The sequence below is a fragment of the Sphingomonas sp. NIBR02145 genome, from assembly GCF_027359115.1.
In the GTDB taxonomy this organism is placed as follows: Bacteria; Pseudomonadota; Alphaproteobacteria; order Sphingomonadales; family Sphingomonadaceae; genus Sphingomonas; species Sphingomonas kyeonggiensis_A.
Genome location: NZ_CP114791.1, coordinates 1627841 through 1646142 on the forward strand (window position 1 = coordinate 1627841; position 18302 = coordinate 1646142).

General features: G+C 63.3%; 21 protein-coding genes. 9 read left to right on the forward strand and 12 right to left on the reverse strand.

Annotation, left to right across the window (positions count from 1 at the left end; all coding sequences use genetic code 11):
* Positions 1-75 precede the first annotated feature (75 nt).
* Positions 76-585, forward strand: a complete 510-nt coding sequence (locus O3305_RS07215) for a hemerythrin domain-containing protein (RefSeq protein WP_269575794.1) — start codon at positions 76-78, stop codon at positions 583-585.
* Positions 586-632: 47 nt separating this feature from the next.
* On the opposite strand, the gene O3305_RS07220 is transcribed toward O3305_RS07215, so the two are convergent.
* Complete coding sequence (locus O3305_RS07220; protein ID WP_269575795.1) at positions 633-1208, reverse strand: DUF2285 domain-containing protein; 576 nt, start codon at positions 1206-1208, stop codon at positions 633-635.
* 454 nt (positions 1209-1662) lie between these two features.
* Positions 1663-2694 (reverse strand): sigma-70 family RNA polymerase sigma factor, encoded by a 1032-nt coding sequence (locus tag O3305_RS07225; protein WP_353739226.1) that lies wholly within the window; start codon positions 2692-2694, stop codon positions 1663-1665.
* Positions 2695-2752: 58 nt separating this feature from the next.
* Between O3305_RS07225 and O3305_RS07230 the strand changes: the two genes are divergently transcribed.
* Entirely contained in the window at positions 2753-3208 is a 456-nt protein-coding gene (locus O3305_RS07230; protein WP_269575796.1) for a carboxymuconolactone decarboxylase family protein, read from the forward strand.
* Positions 3209-3612: 404 nt separating this feature from the next.
* On the opposite strand, the gene O3305_RS07235 is transcribed toward O3305_RS07230, so the two are convergent.
* Positions 3613-4605 (reverse strand): nitrilase family protein, encoded by a 993-nt coding sequence (locus O3305_RS07235; RefSeq protein ID WP_269575797.1) that lies wholly within the window; start codon positions 4603-4605, stop codon positions 3613-3615.
* An 82-nt stretch (positions 4606-4687) separates the two neighbouring features.
* Between O3305_RS07235 and O3305_RS07240 the strand changes: the two genes are divergently transcribed.
* Positions 4688-5584, forward strand: a complete 897-nt coding sequence (locus O3305_RS07240) for a LysR family transcriptional regulator (RefSeq protein WP_269575798.1) — start codon at positions 4688-4690, stop codon at positions 5582-5584.
* Between the two features lie 567 nt (positions 5585-6151).
* Positions 6152-6373, forward strand: coding sequence for a response regulator transcription factor (locus O3305_RS07245; RefSeq protein ID WP_184000833.1), 222 nt, complete (start codon positions 6152-6154; stop codon positions 6371-6373).
* 1463 nt (positions 6374-7836) lie between these two features.
* Here O3305_RS07245 and O3305_RS07250 read toward each other — a convergent pair.
* From O3305_RS07250 to O3305_RS07280, 7 genes are all read right to left on the reverse strand, one after another.
* A complete protein-coding gene (locus O3305_RS07250; RefSeq protein WP_269575799.1) occupies positions 7837-8394 on the reverse strand; it encodes a glycine zipper 2TM domain-containing protein in 558 nt (185 codons plus the stop codon).
* 247 nt (positions 8395-8641) lie between these two features.
* Entirely contained in the window at positions 8642-9700 is a 1059-nt protein-coding gene (locus O3305_RS07255) for a sensor histidine kinase (protein ID WP_269575800.1), read from the reverse strand.
* A 529-nt stretch (positions 9701-10229) separates the two neighbouring features.
* The gene (locus O3305_RS07260; protein ID WP_353739227.1) at positions 10230-10994 is read right to left on the reverse strand and encodes a nucleotidyltransferase domain-containing protein; all 765 of its coding nucleotides are present in this window, start codon (positions 10992-10994) and stop codon (positions 10230-10232) included.
* 15 nt (positions 10995-11009) lie between these two features.
* A complete protein-coding gene (locus O3305_RS07265) occupies positions 11010-11243 on the reverse strand; it encodes a sigma factor-like helix-turn-helix DNA-binding protein (protein WP_269575801.1) in 234 nt (77 codons plus the stop codon).
* 322 nt (positions 11244-11565) lie between these two features.
* Positions 11566-12858, reverse strand: a complete 1293-nt coding sequence (locus O3305_RS07270) for a cation:proton antiporter (protein ID WP_269575802.1) — start codon at positions 12856-12858, stop codon at positions 11566-11568.
* 231 nt (positions 12859-13089) lie between these two features.
* Positions 13090-13719, reverse strand: a complete 630-nt coding sequence (locus O3305_RS07275) for a general stress protein (RefSeq protein ID WP_269575803.1) — start codon at positions 13717-13719, stop codon at positions 13090-13092.
* Between the two features lie 26 nt (positions 13720-13745).
* The gene (locus O3305_RS07280) at positions 13746-14051 is read right to left on the reverse strand and encodes a hypothetical protein (RefSeq protein ID WP_269575804.1); all 306 of its coding nucleotides are present in this window, start codon (positions 14049-14051) and stop codon (positions 13746-13748) included.
* Positions 14052-14343: 292 nt separating this feature from the next.
* On the opposite strand from O3305_RS07280, the gene O3305_RS07285 reads away from it, so the two are divergent.
* Together O3305_RS07285 and O3305_RS07290 are read left to right on the forward strand one after the other, a co-directional pair.
* Positions 14344-14586 (forward strand): hypothetical protein, encoded by a 243-nt coding sequence (locus tag O3305_RS07285; RefSeq protein ID WP_269575805.1) that lies wholly within the window; start codon positions 14344-14346, stop codon positions 14584-14586.
* Positions 14587-14609: 23 nt separating this feature from the next.
* Positions 14610-14897, forward strand: coding sequence for a hypothetical protein (locus tag O3305_RS07290; RefSeq protein ID WP_269575806.1), 288 nt, complete (start codon positions 14610-14612; stop codon positions 14895-14897).
* A gap of 55 nt (positions 14898-14952) precedes the next feature.
* On the opposite strand, the gene O3305_RS07295 is transcribed toward O3305_RS07290, so the two are convergent.
* A complete protein-coding gene (locus tag O3305_RS07295; RefSeq protein ID WP_269575807.1) occupies positions 14953-15993 on the reverse strand; it encodes an ATP-dependent DNA ligase in 1041 nt (346 codons plus the stop codon).
* Entirely contained in the window at positions 15990-16787 is a 798-nt protein-coding gene (gene xth, locus O3305_RS07300) for an exodeoxyribonuclease III (protein ID WP_269575808.1), read from the reverse strand. The genes O3305_RS07295 and xth overlap by 4 nt, the downstream gene beginning before the upstream one ends.
* A gap of 183 nt (positions 16788-16970) precedes the next feature.
* On the opposite strand from xth, the gene O3305_RS07305 reads away from it, so the two are divergent.
* From O3305_RS07305 to O3305_RS07315, 3 genes are all read left to right on the forward strand, one after another.
* Positions 16971-17393 carry a hypothetical protein gene (locus tag O3305_RS07305; protein WP_269575809.1) on the forward strand — a complete coding sequence of 141 codons (423 nt, stop codon included), beginning with the start codon at positions 16971-16973 and terminating at the stop codon, positions 17391-17393.
* Positions 17394-17493: 100 nt separating this feature from the next.
* On the forward strand, positions 17494-17883 hold the full coding sequence (locus O3305_RS07310; RefSeq protein ID WP_269575810.1) for a DUF3606 domain-containing protein: 390 nt from the start codon (positions 17494-17496) through the stop codon (positions 17881-17883).
* A 79-nt stretch (positions 17884-17962) separates the two neighbouring features.
* Positions 17963-18277, forward strand: a complete 315-nt coding sequence (locus O3305_RS07315; RefSeq protein ID WP_269575811.1) for a hypothetical protein — start codon at positions 17963-17965, stop codon at positions 18275-18277.
* Positions 18278-18302: the final 25 nt, after the last annotated feature.

Consider the following 18302-nt stretch of genomic DNA (forward strand, 5'->3'; position numbering starts at 1 on the left):
TGCGAACGACTCGCAATGGGCACGGAAGCGGAACGAGTATCTCCGCCTCTTGTTGTGTCCGAAAGGAGCATTCCCATGGCCGATACCAAACAGGACGCGATCGCCCTTCTCAAGGCCGACCACCGCACGGTGGAAGATCTGTTCGAGCAATTCGAGAAGGCAACCGGCGACGGCAAAAAGCAGAAGATCGCGCTGCAGATCTGCCTCGAGCTGACCGTCCATGCGCAGATCGAGGAAGAGATCTTCTATCCGGCCTGCGAAGGCAAGATCGACGAGGACCTGCTCAAGGAAGCCTATGTCGAGCATGACGGCGCCAAGGTGCTGATCGCCGAGATCGAGGCGGGCGCGCCGTCCGACGAGTTCTACGACGCCAAGGTCTCGGTGCTTTCCGAGCAGATCGAGCACCATATCGGCGAAGAAGAGCAGCGCATGGAGGGCATGTTCGCCCAGGCGCGCAAGGCCGGGCTCGATATGGACGCGCTCGGCGACCAGCTGCGCGCCCGCAAGCAGGAGCTCATCGCCGGCTACAAGGCGGGCGGTCTGGCAAAACCCGAGACCACGACGCTCACCGCGGTCCAGGTCTGATCGGCGGGCGTGCCGGCGGTGCCGGCACGCCCGCCCACCGGCATCACTTACCCGGTGCCTGCAAGCAAGGCGCGCCAGCCACCGCTGCGCATCCGCGTTCCGAAGGCAAGCATGCGTCTGACCTGCGAACGCAGATAGTCGGACGATCCCGCCCAGTCCGCGCGCACCCGGTCTGCCCCAAACAGGGTCTCGGCCACATCGCGCTGGCTGGCACCGGCCTCTCGGGCGTCGAGGGCCCGCAATGCGGCGATCCAACGTTCCGCCCGGCGCTCGGCGGCGAACAGCCCAAGCGGCAAGACGCCCCGCCGACCGACGGCGACCAAACGCTGCAATGTCAGCAGCGGAGCGTCGATCTTGCGCAGTCCGTCGAAGACAAAGCGAAAGCAAACCGGGGCATGCGTAACCGTCCCACCCCGCACATCCAGTCGAAGACGATGCAGACCATCGCTCAGCAGCACATGCTCGACGGGGTCGTCGCCCCGTAGCACTGCGGAGAAGCAGCCCACTCTCGCAAGGTCGAACCCCTCGGGATCGTCGCCGACAATGTCGCATGCCAGCACGGACGGATCGGTCGCGGAATCGAAGAAGAGTCGCGCATCCCATGCCGGCGTCGCAGCTGTCAAGCATATCGGATAATGTCGGTTGGGCGGACGCCGGCATGACCTATCCCTGAATCTGCTCGCTGGATGCAGCGAATAGAACAAACATGGAACATTACTTTTGGTCAAGCGTGTCAGCCGCGCGTCGTGCCTTCCCTCAAGCATTTAAAGTTTGAGCGACATTCTCAGCCTGTTCGAAAGTGCGGCTAGGGGCGCTTGCGAACGACCGGTTGTGAATCTTGCGGCTTAAGCAGAGAGATGAACGAAGGTCGGCTTTCCCTGCGCGATTGCTCAATAGGGGATAGGCGGGAAGCGGCCCAAGAGCCGACTAGCTGCTGCTGGCGGAAGCCGCCGGGCAAAAATGCGCCCCAATCCCGGTCATTCCGTTTGAAGCGGTAGGTCCGCGAAAGCTGCCGAGCGTTCATTCAGCTCGGCGTTGTCCATACCGGCAAAAAATGGGACCAGTTAGACCCGTCTGTCAACGGTCGTCCTCCGAGATTGAGGGCCAAATATGAGCAAGTTTGTCGGGATTTTTGACTATGTAAATCGCAACGATCTTACCGTCCTGCATCTCGAGCGCCGTTGTTTGCAATGCGCGACCCTGATCGGCACTGATGTAGCCGGGCAAACCATCGATTATCACGGTGCGAACCAGCGTTGGCGGTGGCGCATTCTTGCGACGCACCGCGGCGAAAACACGAAGTGCAAACTCCATGCCTCGTACGACATTCCGGAAGGCGAGCACCTTGCCACCGCCATCGGTATGGATCTGGACGTCCTGCGCCAGGATTTCCGAAAGTCGGGCCGTGTCTCCATCCCGCGCGGCGGTGAAGAAGGCGCGTGCAAGCCTGTCCGCCTCGGCTGCCTTGATAATGAATCTCGGCCGAGCCGCCTGAACATGTTTGCGGGCTCGTGACGCGAGCTGACGCACGGCGGCAGGCTCTCGTTCCAAGGTCACGGCTACCTCGGGCAGGGAAACGTCGAACACGTCGTGAAGAAGGAATGCCGCCCGCTCAAGAGGTGACAGGCGCTCCATCGCCAGCATAAGCGTGAAAGTGATGTCGTCGGCGAATGTCTCGTCCTGCCAGATGAAGTCGATCAGCGGATCGGGCAGCCACGGCCCGATGTAGGTTTCACGCTTTGCGTGCGCCGATTTCTTGCGGTCAAGGCACAAGCGGGTAACGATCCGGGTCAAATAGGTCGCAGGGAAGCCGATATCATCTTCGACCGCATCCCATCGCAGCCAGGCATCTTGGATGACATCCTCGGCATCGCTGAGCGAGCCGAGCATTCGGTAAGCGAGCCGGTTCAAGCGGCTGCGTTCGGCCTCGAATATGGAGGTGCGCTGTTCACGTCGCTCCTTCCGTCGATCGGCGGCATTTCCGCTGATGCCCGTCGGCACCAATGTCTCCTTCATAATCATGCCCACAAGACGAAGCAGCGTGCCCGGTAGTGACATGCACTCCGCCCCGCACGGAAAAATTTCGCCGGAGATGTCACACTGGTCCATCCTGTTTCGTCAATTGCGGGAGCGCCGCTGAGTGGCGCCACAGGCTAAGGACATGATCATGAGCGAGACGAAAAGGTTGATCTGGCACGAGGTCGCGCCACAGGGCGCTAAGGCTCTCTTCGGTATCCACCACTACATCACAACCGGCACCAACCTACCGGAGGAGCTGATACATCTCGTGTTCCTACGGGTGTCACAAATCAATGGCTGCGCGCATTGCATAGACCTCCACACGCGCGACCTGCTGAAGACGATGTCGGTCGACAAGGTCGCCTTGGTCCCGGTCTGGGCGGAAGTGCCGCATCTTTTCCCTGAGCAATATCGTGCTGCACTGGCCTGGGCCGAGGAGGTTACACTCGTAAGCGAAACCCATGCTTCGGACGAAGCCTATGCGGCCGCATCGGCAGCATTTGAACCGAAGGATCTAGTGGATCTCACCATCGCAATTGCAGCGATGAATGCTTTCAATCGCCTTGGCGCACCGTTTCGGCTGCCCGTTAAGGCGAAGGCCTGAGTCGGTCCGGAACGGTTGGCCCGATCAGTGAAAGATCCGACCGGCTATCGGGGGATTTGGACGGGGCTGCTGGATATCTCGGTCCAGCGGCTTCGGTCCTGAAAGGGTGAACGCGCAACGGCCGCTTTAGCCAGCTGCCGGTCCCAAACCTGCCGGTCTGCAACCGGCCCAAGAGCCGACTAGCTGCTGCTGGCGGAAGCCGCCGGGCAGAAATGCGCCCTAGTTGCTGCCTTTCGGCCTGACTGTCGCAAGTCCCGATAGCGGCCGTTCGTTCATTCGGTAACGGTGTCCGCTGTTGAGTGGTTTCTGGCGCGACAGCTCTTCGGAACGCAGATCTCAGGCCGCTTTTTGCCTGAGAGAGATCTAGGCCGGGCGGATGCGATCTGCCCGGCCAATTCGCGCTTCTACTCGCTTGAGCATGCCGATACCCTGGCGCGGCCGTTGCCCCCGAACCGGGTCGCATGGGGCGACAACTCGGTTCCGTCCCGTTCGGTCAGTCTCGCATAGAGCTCTGGTCGGCGTCCGCGCATCCATCGCCGCCCGCTGCTCGTAGCAATGAGGCTCAGGTCAAGTTGGGCCACGACCATGTCGTCGTCCAGCGAAGCTGACTCCTCGACAATGTCTCCATAGGGGTCGAGGACCATCGCGTGTCCCGTGCGAACCTCGTCCTGGTCGCGGCCTATGCCATTGCTGAAAACGATGAAAAGCCCGTTGTCATGCGCACGCGAAGGGAGCCATCGCATAAGCCAGGCTCGGCCGCTTGGGCCCGCGAATGCCTGCTTGCATCGTTCGGGTTCGAGATGGCGCTCCTCCCAATATTCGACGGGGATGGGTTTCATGCCTCGCGGGCTGAGTGAGTTGGTTCCTCCTGTCTGGTGCGGTGCCAGCAGGACTTCGGTTCCGAGCAAGGCACAAGCGCGTGCGTTCTCGACGAGATTGTTGTCCCAACAGATCAGAATGCCCAGCTTCACGCCCCAAGGGGTGTCGAAAACCGTGTAGCGCTCGCCGGACGCGATCAGCGGATGCTCGAAGGCGTGGAGCTTGCGGTGCGTATGGCCGCTGCCATCCGGGAAGCACACCCGATAGGCATTGTAGAGACGCCCGTCTTCGCCGAGTTCGAGCCAGCCGACGCCAATTGCGAGATCGAGATGTCGTGCGAGTGAGGCCACACGCAGGACACTCGGGCCGTCCACCGGCTCCGCGATTGCATGCAGTCCTGCTTCGTCGAGGAAAGGCACATGCCAATAGCCGGAAATGCACATCTCCGGCATGCAGACGAGTTGGGCACCCGAGGCCGCCGCCTGTCGGGCAAAATGTTCGATGCGAGAAAGATTATGGTCCTTGTTTCCCGCCTGGTGCTGGAACTGGACAGTCGCAACGCAAAGATTTCTGGTCATAGGGTCCTCCTGAGACACCGATGCCAGCTTCGCGCTGCAAAACTCCAATGAAACATATGGCTGCCTGTGATAGCTGATTGGAATGGACGTCGAACGACTACGCGCATTTCTGGCGGTTGCGGATCAGGGTCATTTTGGCCATGCCGCCGAGCGACTGCACATTACCCAGCCTGGGCTGACGAAACGGATCCGAGCGCTCGAGGAGCAAATTGGTGGTCAACTTTTCGATCGTGACAGGCAGCCGGTGCGTCTGACTCCGCTCGGGACCCTTCTACTTCCTCAGGTTCGGCGGCTTGTCCGGGATGCGGATGCCTTGCTGCACGATGCGCGTGGTGCCGTCGATGGTCAGATCGGCCATTTGAATATTGGTTTCGGGCTGTCGACGATCGCGGTCGCGCCATGGCTCGTCGCTCGCTTCCGTGCCGCGCATCCCGGCGTGTCCGTATCAATGAATGACTACTCTTCGCATGAGCAGGTCAACAGACTTAGACGGGACGAACTCGATCTCGGTTTCATTCGTATGCCCGCACCACCGGACCTAACGTCGTGTCCGCTGGCATCCGACCGTCTTGCGATCGCAGTTCCGCAGCATCTGGACATCCCTTCGGGAGCGAGATTGTTGGGGTGGCTCACAGCACAGGACTTCATTGCGCTGCGGGAGGCACGGGGACCTGGGCTCGCCGCCCAAGTTCGAACCTGGTGTCGCTCCGCCGCTTTTGATCCGAAGGTGGTGCAGGAAGCCGATGACATACAGACAGTCCTCGCACTGGTTTCAGCAGGGCTGGGCTGCGCCATCGTACCAGCCAGTTCCGAAGCATTGCTTCCCGGTCGATTGAGGCTTCTGGCTGTGGAGGGGAAGGAAGCGGCATGGAGCATCGGCGCTGCCTGGAAGGCACAGCGCGAGGTTGGCGCACTGGGCCATCTAGTCCGGATTGTCAGAGCAGGGGTGCTTATGCCGGAAGGCTTCGGCGGATATTGACCACGCAATTATTAAATCTGTTACCGGGCACGCCGCTGGACGGCTCCCGCGTGATCCGCCGGTCAGCTACGCGCCCCAATCTCGGCCGTTCGAACGATCCGCGAGCCATCACCAAAGCCGTCGTTCACTCAAGCGGTGGGTGGACGGCTAGTGGGTGGAAAGCGGTCGGCGCGGGCCTCCTCACCATCGCCCGCCTTGCGTTCCAATAGTCGTCATATGGGAGCGATCCCAAAAGCCGCTGGTCGCGATGGAATGCGAGTGGATGAGGGCTCGAGCCCGAGCTCTGTCATTCTCTTTCGTAATGACCGCCTGCAGTGCAGTCGTAGCCTAATCTCTTCCACGATTAAGCTCGGTTGCAGCTCCGGTGGCGCATGAGCGGCGCCGGTTTGAGCGAGTTCTGTTCCACCCAACTTGATGCAAATCAGCTCGCTGCGGAGAAAAATTAATTCAGCGCTTTACTAAGAATATATTATAACCTACGCTAAATATACTTTCATCGAGGCCTTTTGCTTTCCCGATGTTGCCGAAGCGTTTTCTGACACTTCTCCGCTCAGAACTGGACAAGCCATGGACGAACGCGACGCGCCCAACGAGTGGTTGACGGCGAGAGAACTTCAAGTTTTACAATCTGTCGCGCTTGGTCTTTCCGCAAAGGAGATCGCCAAGAAGCTCCTGATTGCTCCGCGGACGGTGGAGCGCCATATCGACCATATACGTCTCAAGACTCGAACGCGGAACCGGTCGCATATGGTCGCATTTGCGCTGACCAACGGTGTGATTGGTACATGACCGGATCAGCCTGGCCTACCGCCGGCAGGGGGCGGAGTCAGGTTAACGGTTCAATGGCCGGCTATCTCGCCACGAGCAGACGGAGCCGCAAAGCCATCGCTCTAGTGTCCTCCACGGTGCGCCCTAATGTGTCGGCTATGGTCTCAACTTCCAGCCCGTTTGCAATCCCACTTCTCAGGTCGTTGATTGCGGTTTGGGTCCAGCGCTGGTGCTTGCTGGTCACAGGGGTATTCCCGCGAGCGCGCCGTTTGCAGGCATGCGAGTAGCGAGTTCCCATTTGCATCGGTCTCCGAACCCGGACGATGTCAACATATCGGCGAGCCCGGGGAGCACTTCGACCGAGCATGGGAGCGCTGGCGCGTAGATGAAGCGCCAACACCAGCGGCATTCGCTCGATCCTTGGTTGGAGGGCGGTGTGTTCCAGGGCAGGGGCAATTCGTTGCCTGCCAGCGCGTCGCGGTCGTCTAGAAACATCGGCTTTTCATCCTACTTGCTGTCTCGGGCGGTTCGAAGGGCCGACGCATCAGCTTCAGGATCGCTTAAACTATGTCATGCGTGCGAGGATGGATCGCAAGGGCGCAGTTAAACTATTTGCCGATTTCAAATGTCGGACTGTTATAGGTGAAATGCCGTTAGCATATACCTTGCATCGTGCCGTGATTTCATAGCTTGAACACGACTGCTTATTATCCATGATTCCGCTCTGACGCGGAGATTTTCATGCCTTTTATTTCTAGTAATGATTCCGCTCGGTCGACCCAACGCGTCAGCCTCGCGCGCCAAAAGCCTGCCGAACACCAGCGTTCGTCGCACAGGCGGAGCGCGTCCGCTTCTCGTGCTGTTAGGGCGATGACCCTGCACAACCGGTCTCACTGGGACCGCGATCAATGGCTGGGCACATTTGGACTGTAACGGCGGAGGACGGGTGGATTGGCGACAGGCTGCTTGGGGGGGGGCGGAAGCCGCCCGGCGGCTTCTAAATCAACCCGGCGATGCCTGAACGGCGGAGAAGGGGTGATTCTTCCTGGCCGCTATCGGCAAGCGGTCCGGCGGAAGCGGTCGTTTAGCGGAGTTCCGGGATCCGGCGGCAATGGCGTCGGAAATCCTGCGGAAGCCGCAGGAGGCGAGAATTGCCCGAGATTGCGTTCAGCCTCGGAGGCCGTGGCCCCGCGAACACCGAGCATGTTGAGGAGACTGTCCAATCACCAGCCATCATAGCTCACTTCGCCGAGCGATCCGGCGCTGGCGCGCGTCATTCCACAGCGTCCAGACACACACGCTGACAAGCAGTGCGATTACTGCGGCCAGAATGCAGGTAATGAAAAGGTACAGTTCGATAGGTAATTCCAGCGCCTGGAGTTCTTGCACTCGGTCTGGCAAGGGCGATTCAGATCACCCGATACCGGCACCGGCCTCTCGAAGAAGGTGGCGGTTTCCCGCCATCCTCCCTGTGATGCCTAGCTTTATCGGCAGCGAACGCCGTTCCGCTCGATCGCTCGACCTGCAAACGCACCGCCGGCAGCGCCGACCAATGTTCCCAGGACCTGACTGTCGCCGCGCACGAGGGTATTGCCGAGCAGTCCGCCGGCGGCGGCGCCGATGATCAGCCCCGTCGTGCCATCCGAGCGACGGCAATAATAGCGCCCGTTCTGGCCGCGATAGATGCGGTCGTTCGCGGCAAGCGTCCGGGTACGATAGTAGTTGCCGCTGCGATAGTAGCGCCCAGCGTCATAGCGGTTCATTCCGGGTTCGCGGCGATCCCAGTCATAATTGGCGTATCTGCGCCAGCCGCGATTGGCCTGTCGCGCGTTGCGATTGGCTTCCGCGAGGTTGCGCGCATACGCACGCTGGGCCTTGCGACCCTCGCGTGAATTGTCGGCATCGCGGTCCCCATGATATTCCTGGTCGGCCGCGCGGAGGTCCCCGCGCTGTTCGTTTCGAGGTTGATTGGGCTGTGCCAGCGCGGGCCAGGAGGGAGCCGCGACGACCAATATGGCGACCGCAAGATATATGTTCTTCATGATCTATGTTCCTAACTACGGATGTTGTCATGTACAGAACAGCTCGGCCCGCGCAAAAGTCCAAAATAAAATCAAATATAATTTGTAGATCTTATTTTATGATCGCCAATAATTATTATTGGCTCTATTCGAGAATGTTAGGATACATCCTTCAGCGCTCGCCGAATGCGCGCTTCGCGTCGCCGAGGACGAGCCGCCCTTTGACCAATAAGTCCGCCGTAGTTCCCGCTGGAGGCGGTGGCCATGCTTAGACAGCGGCGACGGGCTCTATGCCAGGACCGCCCTCGCCATGCTCCAACAATACCGCCGTTCCGGGTGTCGCGTCGAAGATCGTGATATGCGCCTCGAGTTGTTTGGCGAGTGCCTGGACGATGTTGGTGCCCAAGCCCGCCTTAGACGCCCCGGACTGCTGCTTCGGCATGCCGACGCCATCGTCCACCACCGACAGGCTCCAGACGGGCCCCTGGCTACCATAGTTCACCATGATCTTGCCCCGCCGCCCTTCGGGGAAGGCATGCTTTAACGCATTGATGACGAGTTCGGTGACAATCAGACCGACGCTGACCGACACCTCGGCATTCACGCTGCTCTCGTCGCTGGTGACGTTGAGGCTGATCTGACCGGGATCGTGGATCATCGATGCGCCAATGCTTTCGCACAGCTGGGTCAAGTATGGCCCGAGCCTGACGCGGTCGATCGAGGACACGGCGAGCTGCCTCTGGATGGCGGCCACCGACATCACGCGGTGATGGGCCTCGTGCAGATGTGCGCGCGCCTCCTCGGACTGCACCCGCTTAGCGCTCTGCATCAACACGCTGGCTATGATCTGAAGGCTGTTGGCGACGCGATGCTGGAGCTCCTGAAGGAGCATCCCTTTGTCGCGGATCAGATCCTCGGTCATCTTTTCCGCGATCCGGGCATCGGTTACGTCGGCAATGGCGAGCAAAAGCCTGACTGGTTCGCCCCTGCCATAATTGAGCTTGTGGGCATTTAGAACCAGGCAGCGCGACGCGCGTCCCTCGCGCTTCAGGTCGAACTCATAGTTCTTGACTTCGGCCAAGCCCGACGCGGTCGCCTTCAGCAGCGATTGGAGCTGTGCGACAGCCCATTCGCCGGCACCCAGCTTGGCGAACTCACGGCCTGCGATGGTGTCGGCATCGATGCCGAAGGCGTCGCAAAAGGCTTCGCTGGCCCCGACCACAACGCGATTCTCGTCGAGGAGCAACACCGGCGCATGCGACGATGCGACTACGGCCATGGCAAGATTGAGGCTCAGCTCGGGAGCTTCGGATGCTGTGTCGGGCACGTGGAGTCCTTTCGGCCCCCAGGTTTCTCCGGAATGAAGTCCTATGTAGAGCACACGGCCGCACGCATGAGTGATGGCGGACTCGGCCTTGCTGGCATCATAGCACATGCCCAGGGCAAACCTTGCTATTATTCGGACGGTCGCCGACAGCGTAGATTAGAGCTAGGAAAACGGGCGGCCATCACGGCGGCAAAATTCACATCGTAGGCACCACAGCGACGATCGCTTTAGGGATCGGCGAACGGCGTTTAGTGGGGCGCCGCCTGTCGTTCGAGGATACCTCTCGCCAACGGCAGCTATCGCGTGGTGGCAGCCCAAAACCGGACTTTCCGTAACCGGCCCAAAACTAGCCGTTCGCTGCCAATCGACGCTCACAAACTTCGAGAACCAATGCCTGGAGCGCGGCTACCCGTTCCCCGATCCAGCGGAGTTCCTCATCGGTGATCTCGTAGTGCGGCGAATAGCGGGCGTTCACATAGGCCTGCCGGATCAACTCGAAACAGCGGCGGCTGAATTTGTCTCCGCGCGGCTAGGCAGCGACCAGTTCGGGCGCCACCTCCTCAGCGTGGGAGCGCAAGAATTTGAGCCTATGCGATTTCGGGCTGTAGAGCCGGAAGACCAGCAACACGCAGTGGTAGAACCGCTCAGTCGCCTGATGAAAGTCAAATGCGGCTTCCTTTAAGTAGCCCCTCGACAATGCTGTCATGGCGAGGTCCAAGCGGCGCTCCGCACTCGGAAACCACTCATCGAAATACTTCTGCGCCTCGGCGCGCGCCTCCTCGGGCGGCAAATCGCGCGGCTGCACGAACGGGAAGCCTTCCGCCTCGTAGAGCGCGATCCCCTGCCCGACGATGTCGATGAAGAACGGCCGGCCGCGCTCGAGCTGATGGTTCACATCGGCCAGCGAATGGACGATGAAGTTGACCGGCGCGCTCAGCACGTTGGTGATGGTCGCATCGCGCATCAGCCGGTCCTCGGCCGCCGACCAGAATTCGAATTCGGTCAGCCGCTCGTCGTTGACGACGATCAGGATGTCATAGTCGGACTGGTAGCCGCCGACCGGATCGTCGACCCAGTCGCCACGCGCATAGGAGCCGTAGAGCACGATCTTGAAGACGCGCCCTGCCTTCTTCCACTTCAGCGTGCCCATCGCATGAGCAGCCTCGAATTCCTCGATCAGCACGCGCACGACATGGCCGAGCTCGCGCTGCTTGGACTGGGGAAGATGATCGAGGCCGGTTCGCATGGTGTTTCCGCAACCTGTGGCAGGCAAAGCCGAGATGGCAAGACCCATCGGGTCCAAAGGCGTTCAGTCGCCCTCCCCGCGCTCCGCTTCGTCCATGAAGCGAGTCAGATGCACCATGGCCTCGACGAAGCCTCGCTCGACCTCGGCGACAGACAGCCCGAGCCGCGCGCCGATCTCGGGATAGGCCAGACCGTCCACCCGGAGCATCAGGAATATCTCGCGCGTGGTGTCCTCCATCGTCGCCACAGCAGCCTCCAACCGCGCCAAGCGGACACGGCCCTTGCGGTTCAGGCGCATCGCCCTGCCCTCCTCCTGCTAAAAACACCGCGACCCGGGCCGGAATGGCGGGGTGGGCGGCAGGAGCAGGACCGCCGGTCCCGCCGGACGAGGCGGGCCGCACCCGCAGGGCCGCAACGCAGTGGAGGAGCCGGGCAACGCCCGGCTTGCGGCGCGCCGCGGCGGGACCACAGGGATGCGACGCCCACCGCGCCAGTCCGCGGACGCGGACAGAAAACGCCATCGCGCTCGCGCGATGTCCGCAACGCGCGACCGCAGGGCACAGCGACATCGCGCCATCGTTCAGCCCCGCGAGAGGGGCGCATGACGGAAGCAAGTTGGGCTAAGCGGCGTGGCCAGGGGAGCTTTCGTCCGCATCCGGATCGCGCCCGTGATGACGGTCGAGCGACCGCATTACCGGCGTGACCGTAAGCCCGTGCAGCAGGATCGAGACCAGGACCACGAGGCTCAACAATGCCCAGAGCCGGCTCTGATCTCCCCCTTCCATATGGTTCAGACCGTAAGCGAGATAGTAGAAGGAGCCGACGCCGCGGATCCCGAAAAAGGCCAGGGTCATCTTCTCGCTGCGTCCGGCCTTGAAGCCTAGAAGGCCTATCGCGCCGGCCACCGGCCGCACCAAGAGCAAGATGATACCGGCGGCAAGTATCTCCGGCCAGCCGAGGGGTGCCAGGAGGCCGCTCACCAGGGCGCCACCGAACAGCAGCAGACCCGCCATCATTGCAATCCGCTCGATCTGCTCAGTGAAGTCGTGCATTTCGCGCTGGAATTCATGGCTGCGATGCGCATGCCGAATGGCCATGGCGGCAACAAAGACGCCGAGGAAACCATAGCTCTGCGCCATCTCGCAGAGCCCGTAGGTGATCAGCGTCGCCGCGATCGCGATCACGCCGTCGCCGGTCTGCGCCAGCTTGCTCTCGGCCGGAATGTGGAACGTGATCCATCCGAACAATTGGCCGACCAGCCAGCCGATGCCGGCCCCGGCCACGATTTCGCAGATCACGCTATGAAGGACCCATTTCGTGGCCCAGGCTTCGCCGGTCATGCTCGCTGCCGCCAGCGCTATCGCGAGATTCACGAACGGAAAGGCCAGTCCATCGTTCAGGCCCGCCTCGGAGGTGAGCCCGAAACGCACCTCGTCGTCCTCGCCCGACTTTGGTGGGCCGACCTGGACATCGGCCGCAAGGACCGGGTCGGTCGGCGCCATGACCCCACCGAGCAGGATGGCGAGCGGGAGCGGCAGGCCAAGCACCCAAACGCCGATCAAGGTAACCCCGCCTATCGTCAGAAGCATCGTGGGCCCCAGGAGGCGCCAGGTGACAGCCCAGCGTTTCCAGCCGAACACCCGATCGATCTTCAACCCGGCCCCCATCAGCGCGATGATGACGACGAGCTCGGTGAAGTGCTCGACGAAGACCGGATGCGCGCTGGGCAAGGGCACCACCGGTGTCGGCGCATAATGGCCCAGGGCAGCACCGATCGCGATGCAGACGATCGGAAGCGACAGTGGCAGCCTTTTCAAGGCAAGCGGCAGCCACGCGACGAGCGCGATCAGCACGCCGATCCCGACCAGCGCCGAGATATAGGGCTCCGGAGGCCAGTAGAATATGTCCGACATCAGGTGCTAACCGATCAATCGCCGCGACGTTCATCACGCCGGAGCACCTCCCGAATTCGCTGCACCGGCGCGCCGCACGGCATATCCAAATCGGCGACCGTGCAAACCTCGTCAGCTGACGGCGGTCAGGTCGGTTGACCCAGGCTGGAGGCGCCGATGCGGCGCGCCGGCCCGCGTTCGCGGCAATGCGTGGCGTAAGGAGGCCGGCGCGATGGCCGGCCTCCCCATCGATTACATCACGGTCGGCTCGCGGCGATAGGCAGCGCGATGGCTGTCGATCTCGCCGGTGCTATACGGCGCCGCGTCCGGATCGAAGCCGGTCCAGCCGGACTGCCTATAGTCCGATCCGCGGGCGCCGGCGCTGACACCGCGATTGCCGTCGAGCACCGCCTCGGTCTCGCCGACGAGGTTGTCCTCGACGCGCGCGCTGACGAGCGTTCCGCCGCGGCGGACGCCCTCGGCATAGACGCCGGCTTCCTCATCGGTGTGGCCCGCATTCTTCAGCGCGCCGACGATACCACCGGTGGCCGCGCCGCCGGCGCCACCAATCGCCGCACCGACTGCGGTCGATGCCAGCCAGCCGGCAGCCACGATCGGGCCGAGGCCGGGAATCGCGAGAAGCCCAAGGCCGGCGAGCAGGCCGCCCACGCCGCCGATGGCGGCGCCGGCAGAGGCGCCGCGGGTGACGTCGCCATCTTCATTGATACCGTCATTGTCGCCTCGGTCGGCACTGTGCCTGCCGTGCGCGTCGTTGGCGACAATGCTGAGATCGTCATGGGGAACGCCGATGCGCTCGAGCTCGGTCACCGCGGTCTTGGCGTCCGAATAGTCGTCGAACAGGCGTGTGATGGTCCTGGTCATATTCAATACTCCTGAAATGCAATGAATCAGCGCGAAGTGACGTTGCCCTTGAAGTCGAGCATCACCGTCACCGGGCGGCGGTGCTTCATCGCGCGGCCTTGCCAGACACCGTCATTGTTCTTGCGAAGGCCGCTGATTTTCGTGAAGCCGGCCTTGGCGATGCGTCCCCGGGCCTGGCTCTGGGTGAACGAGCTATGCCCGCGCGCCGGACGGGCGACTGCATGGACGCGGCTGTCCTTCATGGCCGGGTTGTGTGGCGAGGACTGGCGGTCCTGGGCGATCGCGCCGGTGCTGGCGATGGTCGCCAGCGCGGCAAGAATATAGAGCTTCATGAATTTTCCTCTCGGTGACGCCGCGCGTCGTGCAGGCGCACGCCATCTGTCGATGCGAGATCGACAGGACGCATTCCCTCGTGCGGCGGATTGTGAAGCTATAACCCGTTGGAATCGAACGCGGGCGCATGCGCTCCGAAATAAATCGCCGCGCGCTCAGGCCTCCCCTAACGCCAGCCTAGCGCCGAAGCGGACGATCTGGCCCTGCCCAGTCCGGAAACCTTCGCCGGGGCTTCGCGCCGCGCGGAACGTTGCCCGTCCCGCATGCGCTTTGCAGAAAAGGAGTATGGCGATGAGCAATTTATTGGGCGCGCTGATCGGCGCCGCGATCGACCGTCAGGATGGCGACAGCGGGATCAAGGGTGCGATCGTCGGGACGGTCGCCGAAAGTGCGATTCGCTTCCTGGCACCGGTCCTCGCCACCTATGCGCTTGGCTGGGCCGTCCAGTACGGCATCGGCAAGGCATGGCAGGCGGTCGCCGGAGAGCCGCCTCTGGACGGGCGCTCCGGCGCGTCACCCCAGGCCGGACGCTGATGCGGAGCGCGGCGCTGGCGGCAATGATCCTGGCATCGCTGGCGCTCGGCGCATGCCAGGGACCTAACGAGCGCGCGGGCCGCGAAAAGGACCAGGCAGAGGCGCTGGCAAACGGGCAAAATGTCTCAGGCGATGGACCGAACCAGCGTCAGGGCCAAGCGCAGGACCAAGTGGAAGCGGCCGATCGCAGGGCGCGGAACGCGGATGCTGCGGCGCTCGAGAGCCGGGGCGATCAGATTCGCGGGAATGCCGATATCGAGGCGGACAAGCTCGACAAGCAGGCACGCGCCGTTCGCGACGGCAAAAAGTGAGCGAGGCCACAATTGTCTGTGGAGCGGCTCGCGCAAGATATCGACGAAGCACGGATCACCCGCGCGGTCCGCTGACATCCGCCAGTTCCGAAGGCCGCAGCGCATAGTCGAGCTGCTCCATGCGGCATTGCCGGGGCGCCTTATCGGGCCGCCAGCGCACAAGGCCGGTTCCGTGGCGAAAGCGGTCGCCGGTGACCTGGTCGAAGCTCACCTCGACGACCAGCTCGGGCTTGAGCGGCAGCCACTCACTTTCCTTGCCGTCGTTCCACCGGCTCGGCCCGCCCGGTGCCTTGCCGGTGAAGCCAGGCGGCGCGATCAGCGCGTCCAGCCGCTCGGTCAGCGCGGCACGGTCCTGCTTCGCAAGCGCGGAGGTGAAGCCGACATGGTTGAGCAGCCCAGCCTTATCATAGAGCCCGAGCAGCAGCGAAACGACGGATTGGCTGTCCTTGGCACGGCGGAAGCCGCCGACGACGCAGTCCGCGGTGCGGTGCTGTTTGACCTTGAGCATCGCGCGCTCGCCGGGCCGATAGGGCTGGTCGAGCGGCTTGGCGATGACCCCGTCGAGAGCCTCGCCGCTGGCGGCGAGCCAAGCCTGCGCGCCCGCCAGGTCGGAGGCGTGGGGCGATAGCAGCAGCATCGCGCTGCCGTCACGCGCATGGAAGCGCTCAAGTGCCGCGCGGCGTTCGGCGAGCGGCCGGTCGGCCAGTCCGGTGCCGCCCAGCGCGAGACAGTCGAACAGCATTAATTGCGCCGGCGTCTCGTGCGACAAGCGGAGTATCCGGCTTTCGGCCGGATGCAGCCGCGCCTGGAGAGCGTCGAAGGACAGGATGCCGTCCATCGGCAGGATCAGCTCGCCGTCGAGGACATAATCGTCGGACCGGGTCGCCAGCAGCGAAGCGACGATCTCGGGAAAATAGCGTGCCAGCGACTTGCCCGATTTTGAGCGCAGCTCGACATGGCCGCCCAGGCGCGAGGCGATCGCGCGAAAGCCGTCCCATTTGGGCTCGAACTGCCACGCGCCCTGCGCGGGTAACGCCTCGACCAGCTTCGCCTCCATCGGCACCGTGTCGGCGAGCGGATGCGACTTGTCGGTCATGGGCGCCGCTTGCGCTTGGGCTTGTCGGAAAGCTCGACCCAGACCGGCGCATGATCGCTGGTCTTTTCCCAGCCGCGGACATGCCTGTCGACCTGGGCGTCGATGAGCCGGTCGGCCAGCATCGGGCTGAGCAGCAGGTGATCGATCCTGAGGCCGGCATTACGGCCATAGGCGTTCCGGAAATAATCCCAGAAGGTGTAGATGATCTCGTCGGGGTGGATCGTCCGCAGCGCATCGGTCCAGCCCTGCCCGGTCAGCCGGAAAAAGGCCTCGCGCACCTCGGGCGCGAACAGCGCATCGTCGAGCCAGCGCTCCGGCTTATAGACGTCGCGCTCGGTCGGCATGACGTTGAAGTCGCCGGCGAGCATCACCGGCAGGCCCGATTCCAGCAGCCCCGCGGCGTGCTCGATGAGCTTGTCGAACCAACGCAATTTATAGTCGAACTTGGGGCCCGGCCGCGGATTGCCGTTCGGGAGATAGAGCCCGCCGATGAGCAGCCCGTTGACCGCCGCCTCGATATAGCGGCTCTGGCTGCCGTCGGGATCGTCGGGAAGGCCGCGGCGCGTCTCGTGGATCTCGCCGACCCGGCTGAGCATCGCGACGCCGTTCCAGCTCTTCTGGCCATGCCAGATTGCATCATAGCCGAGGTCGCGGATCGCCGTTTCGGGGAACTTCTCCTGCGGCGCCTTCAGCTCCTGCAGCACGACGATGTCGGGCTGGCGTTCTTCCAGCCAGCGCAACAGCACCGGCAGGCGTCCGTTGACGCCGTTCACATTGTAGGTCGCGATCTTCACGCGGGACAGACGTTTCGAAGCGGCCCCGCGTTCCGCTTTCGCTTCGCCGCGCGCCGATCGACGCGATCGCCGGAACTCCCGGCGCTGTCGGCGCGCTTTGAAACCAGGCCGCCTCGATGCGGCGTTTGATGGAGAGCGACGATGGCCGGAGGAAGCGAACTGGAGCCCAGGGACTCGCGAAACGTGACCGGGACTGCCCATACGCCGGACGGACGCTGGAGCGGCGACGCACCGGCGCCAGGCCATGGCGGCGAACTCGAACCTGCGGATTCACGCAACGTCACCGGCACCGCATCGACGCCGGATGGCCGCTGGACGAACGACGCGAATGTCGATGGTTCCGGCGCACCTTCCGCGCCGCGGCCCGGTTCGCCCGTCAAGGACGATCAGGGCATTCCCCAGACCGGCGAAGAGGATCCGCTGGCCGAGGTCAGCGCCGGGCCCGACGATAGTCGCAGCGCAGCCGATTTCTCCCGACCCGAAGCCGAGAAGGACGCTGCCAACCAATCGGGCGGCGATGACGACAGCATCGAGCCCTCGCGCATCCCGGGCACGGCCGAAGACATCAAGGTTGCCGGCGAGACCGGGCCCGGACCCAGCGGCTGAGCCCTCCCCTTCCCCCAACGCGTCGAGAAAGGTCCGGTAGCGTAAGGTGCAGGAACCCCGGGCCCCGGCCATAGGTTGGTCGTGCCGAGGAGAAATGCAGATGTCGGACCGCAACCCAGCCCATGGCGGACCAGCCACGCCCGAACGGGCCGCCCAGGAGAGCGAGCAGGCCGGCGTCGCCGACGAGGGCGCTGCCTATAGCAACGCGATCGAACGCGACGCCGCCGGCGGCGCGAACGAAAGTGGCGACAAGAACGGCACGGGCGGCACCGCGGCGCGCAATCCGGCGATCGGCGCGGGCACCGCGGGCGATCCGGGCATCGCCGACCGCAAGGCTACCACGATCGACCTGAACGACTCCGCAGCCGCGCAGCGTTGGGCCGACCGTTACTCGGTGACGCGCGCGCAACTCGAGGAAGCAGTTAGTGCGGTCGGCAGCGACGCGCATGCGGTCCAGACCTATCTGCGCGGCCAGGGCGGCGGCGACTAGATCGCGGCCCGTGCTTGCGCGCCCGGCTCTCCGCAACGCCGGGCGCGGCGATCGTTGGAACGCGGTGGAGGAGCAGGATATGGACATTGCAACGACGGGCGCGGTCGAACGGATCGCGCGGGTGCTGGCCGGACAGCGTCTCAGCGCCAATGCCGACGGCGACGATGCCCATGCGGCAGGCGCGGTCGTCGACCGGTGGCACGAATTCGAGGGCGATGCGATCGCGGTGCTCAAGACGCTGCGCGAGCCCGATGCGGAGATGGAGCTCGCCGGCGACATCGCGGTCTGGCAGCGGATGATCGCGGCCGCGCTCGGCGAGCCCGTCGACGATCTGCGCGCGAGCCCGGTAGAAGCGCCCGAGCCCCGCACCGACCCGCTGCACGAAGGCCCCTGACCGTCCCGTCTTGCAAGGCCCGATT

Coding starts and splice junctions, on each gene's coding strand:
- O3305_RS07275 (WP_269575803.1), bottom strand. CDS start 13,719: ATGACCAGGACCATCACACGCCTGTTCGACGACTATTCGGACGCCAAG.
- O3305_RS07250 (WP_269575799.1), bottom strand. CDS start 8,394: ATGAAGAACATATATCTTGCGGTCGCCATATTGGTCGTCGCGGCTCCC.
- O3305_RS07260 (WP_353739227.1), bottom strand. CDS start 10,994: ATGGGTCTTGCCATCTCGGCTTTGCCTGCCACAGGTTGCGGAAACACC.
- O3305_RS07245 (WP_184000833.1), top strand. CDS start 6,152: ATGGACGAACGCGACGCGCCCAACGAGTGGTTGACGGCGAGAGAACTT.
- O3305_RS07310 (WP_269575810.1), top strand. CDS start 17,494: ATGTCGGACCGCAACCCAGCCCATGGCGGACCAGCCACGCCCGAACGG.
- O3305_RS07270 (WP_269575802.1), bottom strand. CDS start 12,858: ATGTCGGACATATTCTACTGGCCTCCGGAGCCCTATATCTCGGCGCTG.
- O3305_RS07290 (WP_269575806.1), top strand. CDS start 14,610: ATGATCCTGGCATCGCTGGCGCTCGGCGCATGCCAGGGACCTAACGAG.
- O3305_RS07280 (WP_269575804.1), bottom strand. CDS start 14,051: ATGAAGCTCTATATTCTTGCCGCGCTGGCGACCATCGCCAGCACCGGC.
- O3305_RS07235 (WP_269575797.1), bottom strand. CDS start 4,605: ATGACCAGAAATCTTTGCGTTGCGACTGTCCAGTTCCAGCACCAGGCG.
- O3305_RS07225 (WP_353739226.1), bottom strand. CDS start 2,694: ATGGACCAGTGTGACATCTCCGGCGAAATTTTTCCGTGCGGGGCGGAG.
- O3305_RS07295 (WP_269575807.1), bottom strand. CDS start 15,993: ATGACCGACAAGTCGCATCCGCTCGCCGACACGGTGCCGATGGAGGCG.
- O3305_RS07265 (WP_269575801.1), bottom strand. CDS start 11,243: ATGCGCCTGAACCGCAAGGGCCGTGTCCGCTTGGCGCGGTTGGAGGCT.
- O3305_RS07215 (WP_269575794.1), top strand. CDS start 76: ATGGCCGATACCAAACAGGACGCGATCGCCCTTCTCAAGGCCGACCAC.
- O3305_RS07230 (WP_269575796.1), top strand. CDS start 2,753: ATGAGCGAGACGAAAAGGTTGATCTGGCACGAGGTCGCGCCACAGGGC.
- O3305_RS07315 (WP_269575811.1), top strand. CDS start 17,963: ATGGACATTGCAACGACGGGCGCGGTCGAACGGATCGCGCGGGTGCTG.
- O3305_RS07285 (WP_269575805.1), top strand. CDS start 14,344: ATGAGCAATTTATTGGGCGCGCTGATCGGCGCCGCGATCGACCGTCAG.
- O3305_RS07240 (WP_269575798.1), top strand. CDS start 4,688: ATGGACGTCGAACGACTACGCGCATTTCTGGCGGTTGCGGATCAGGGT.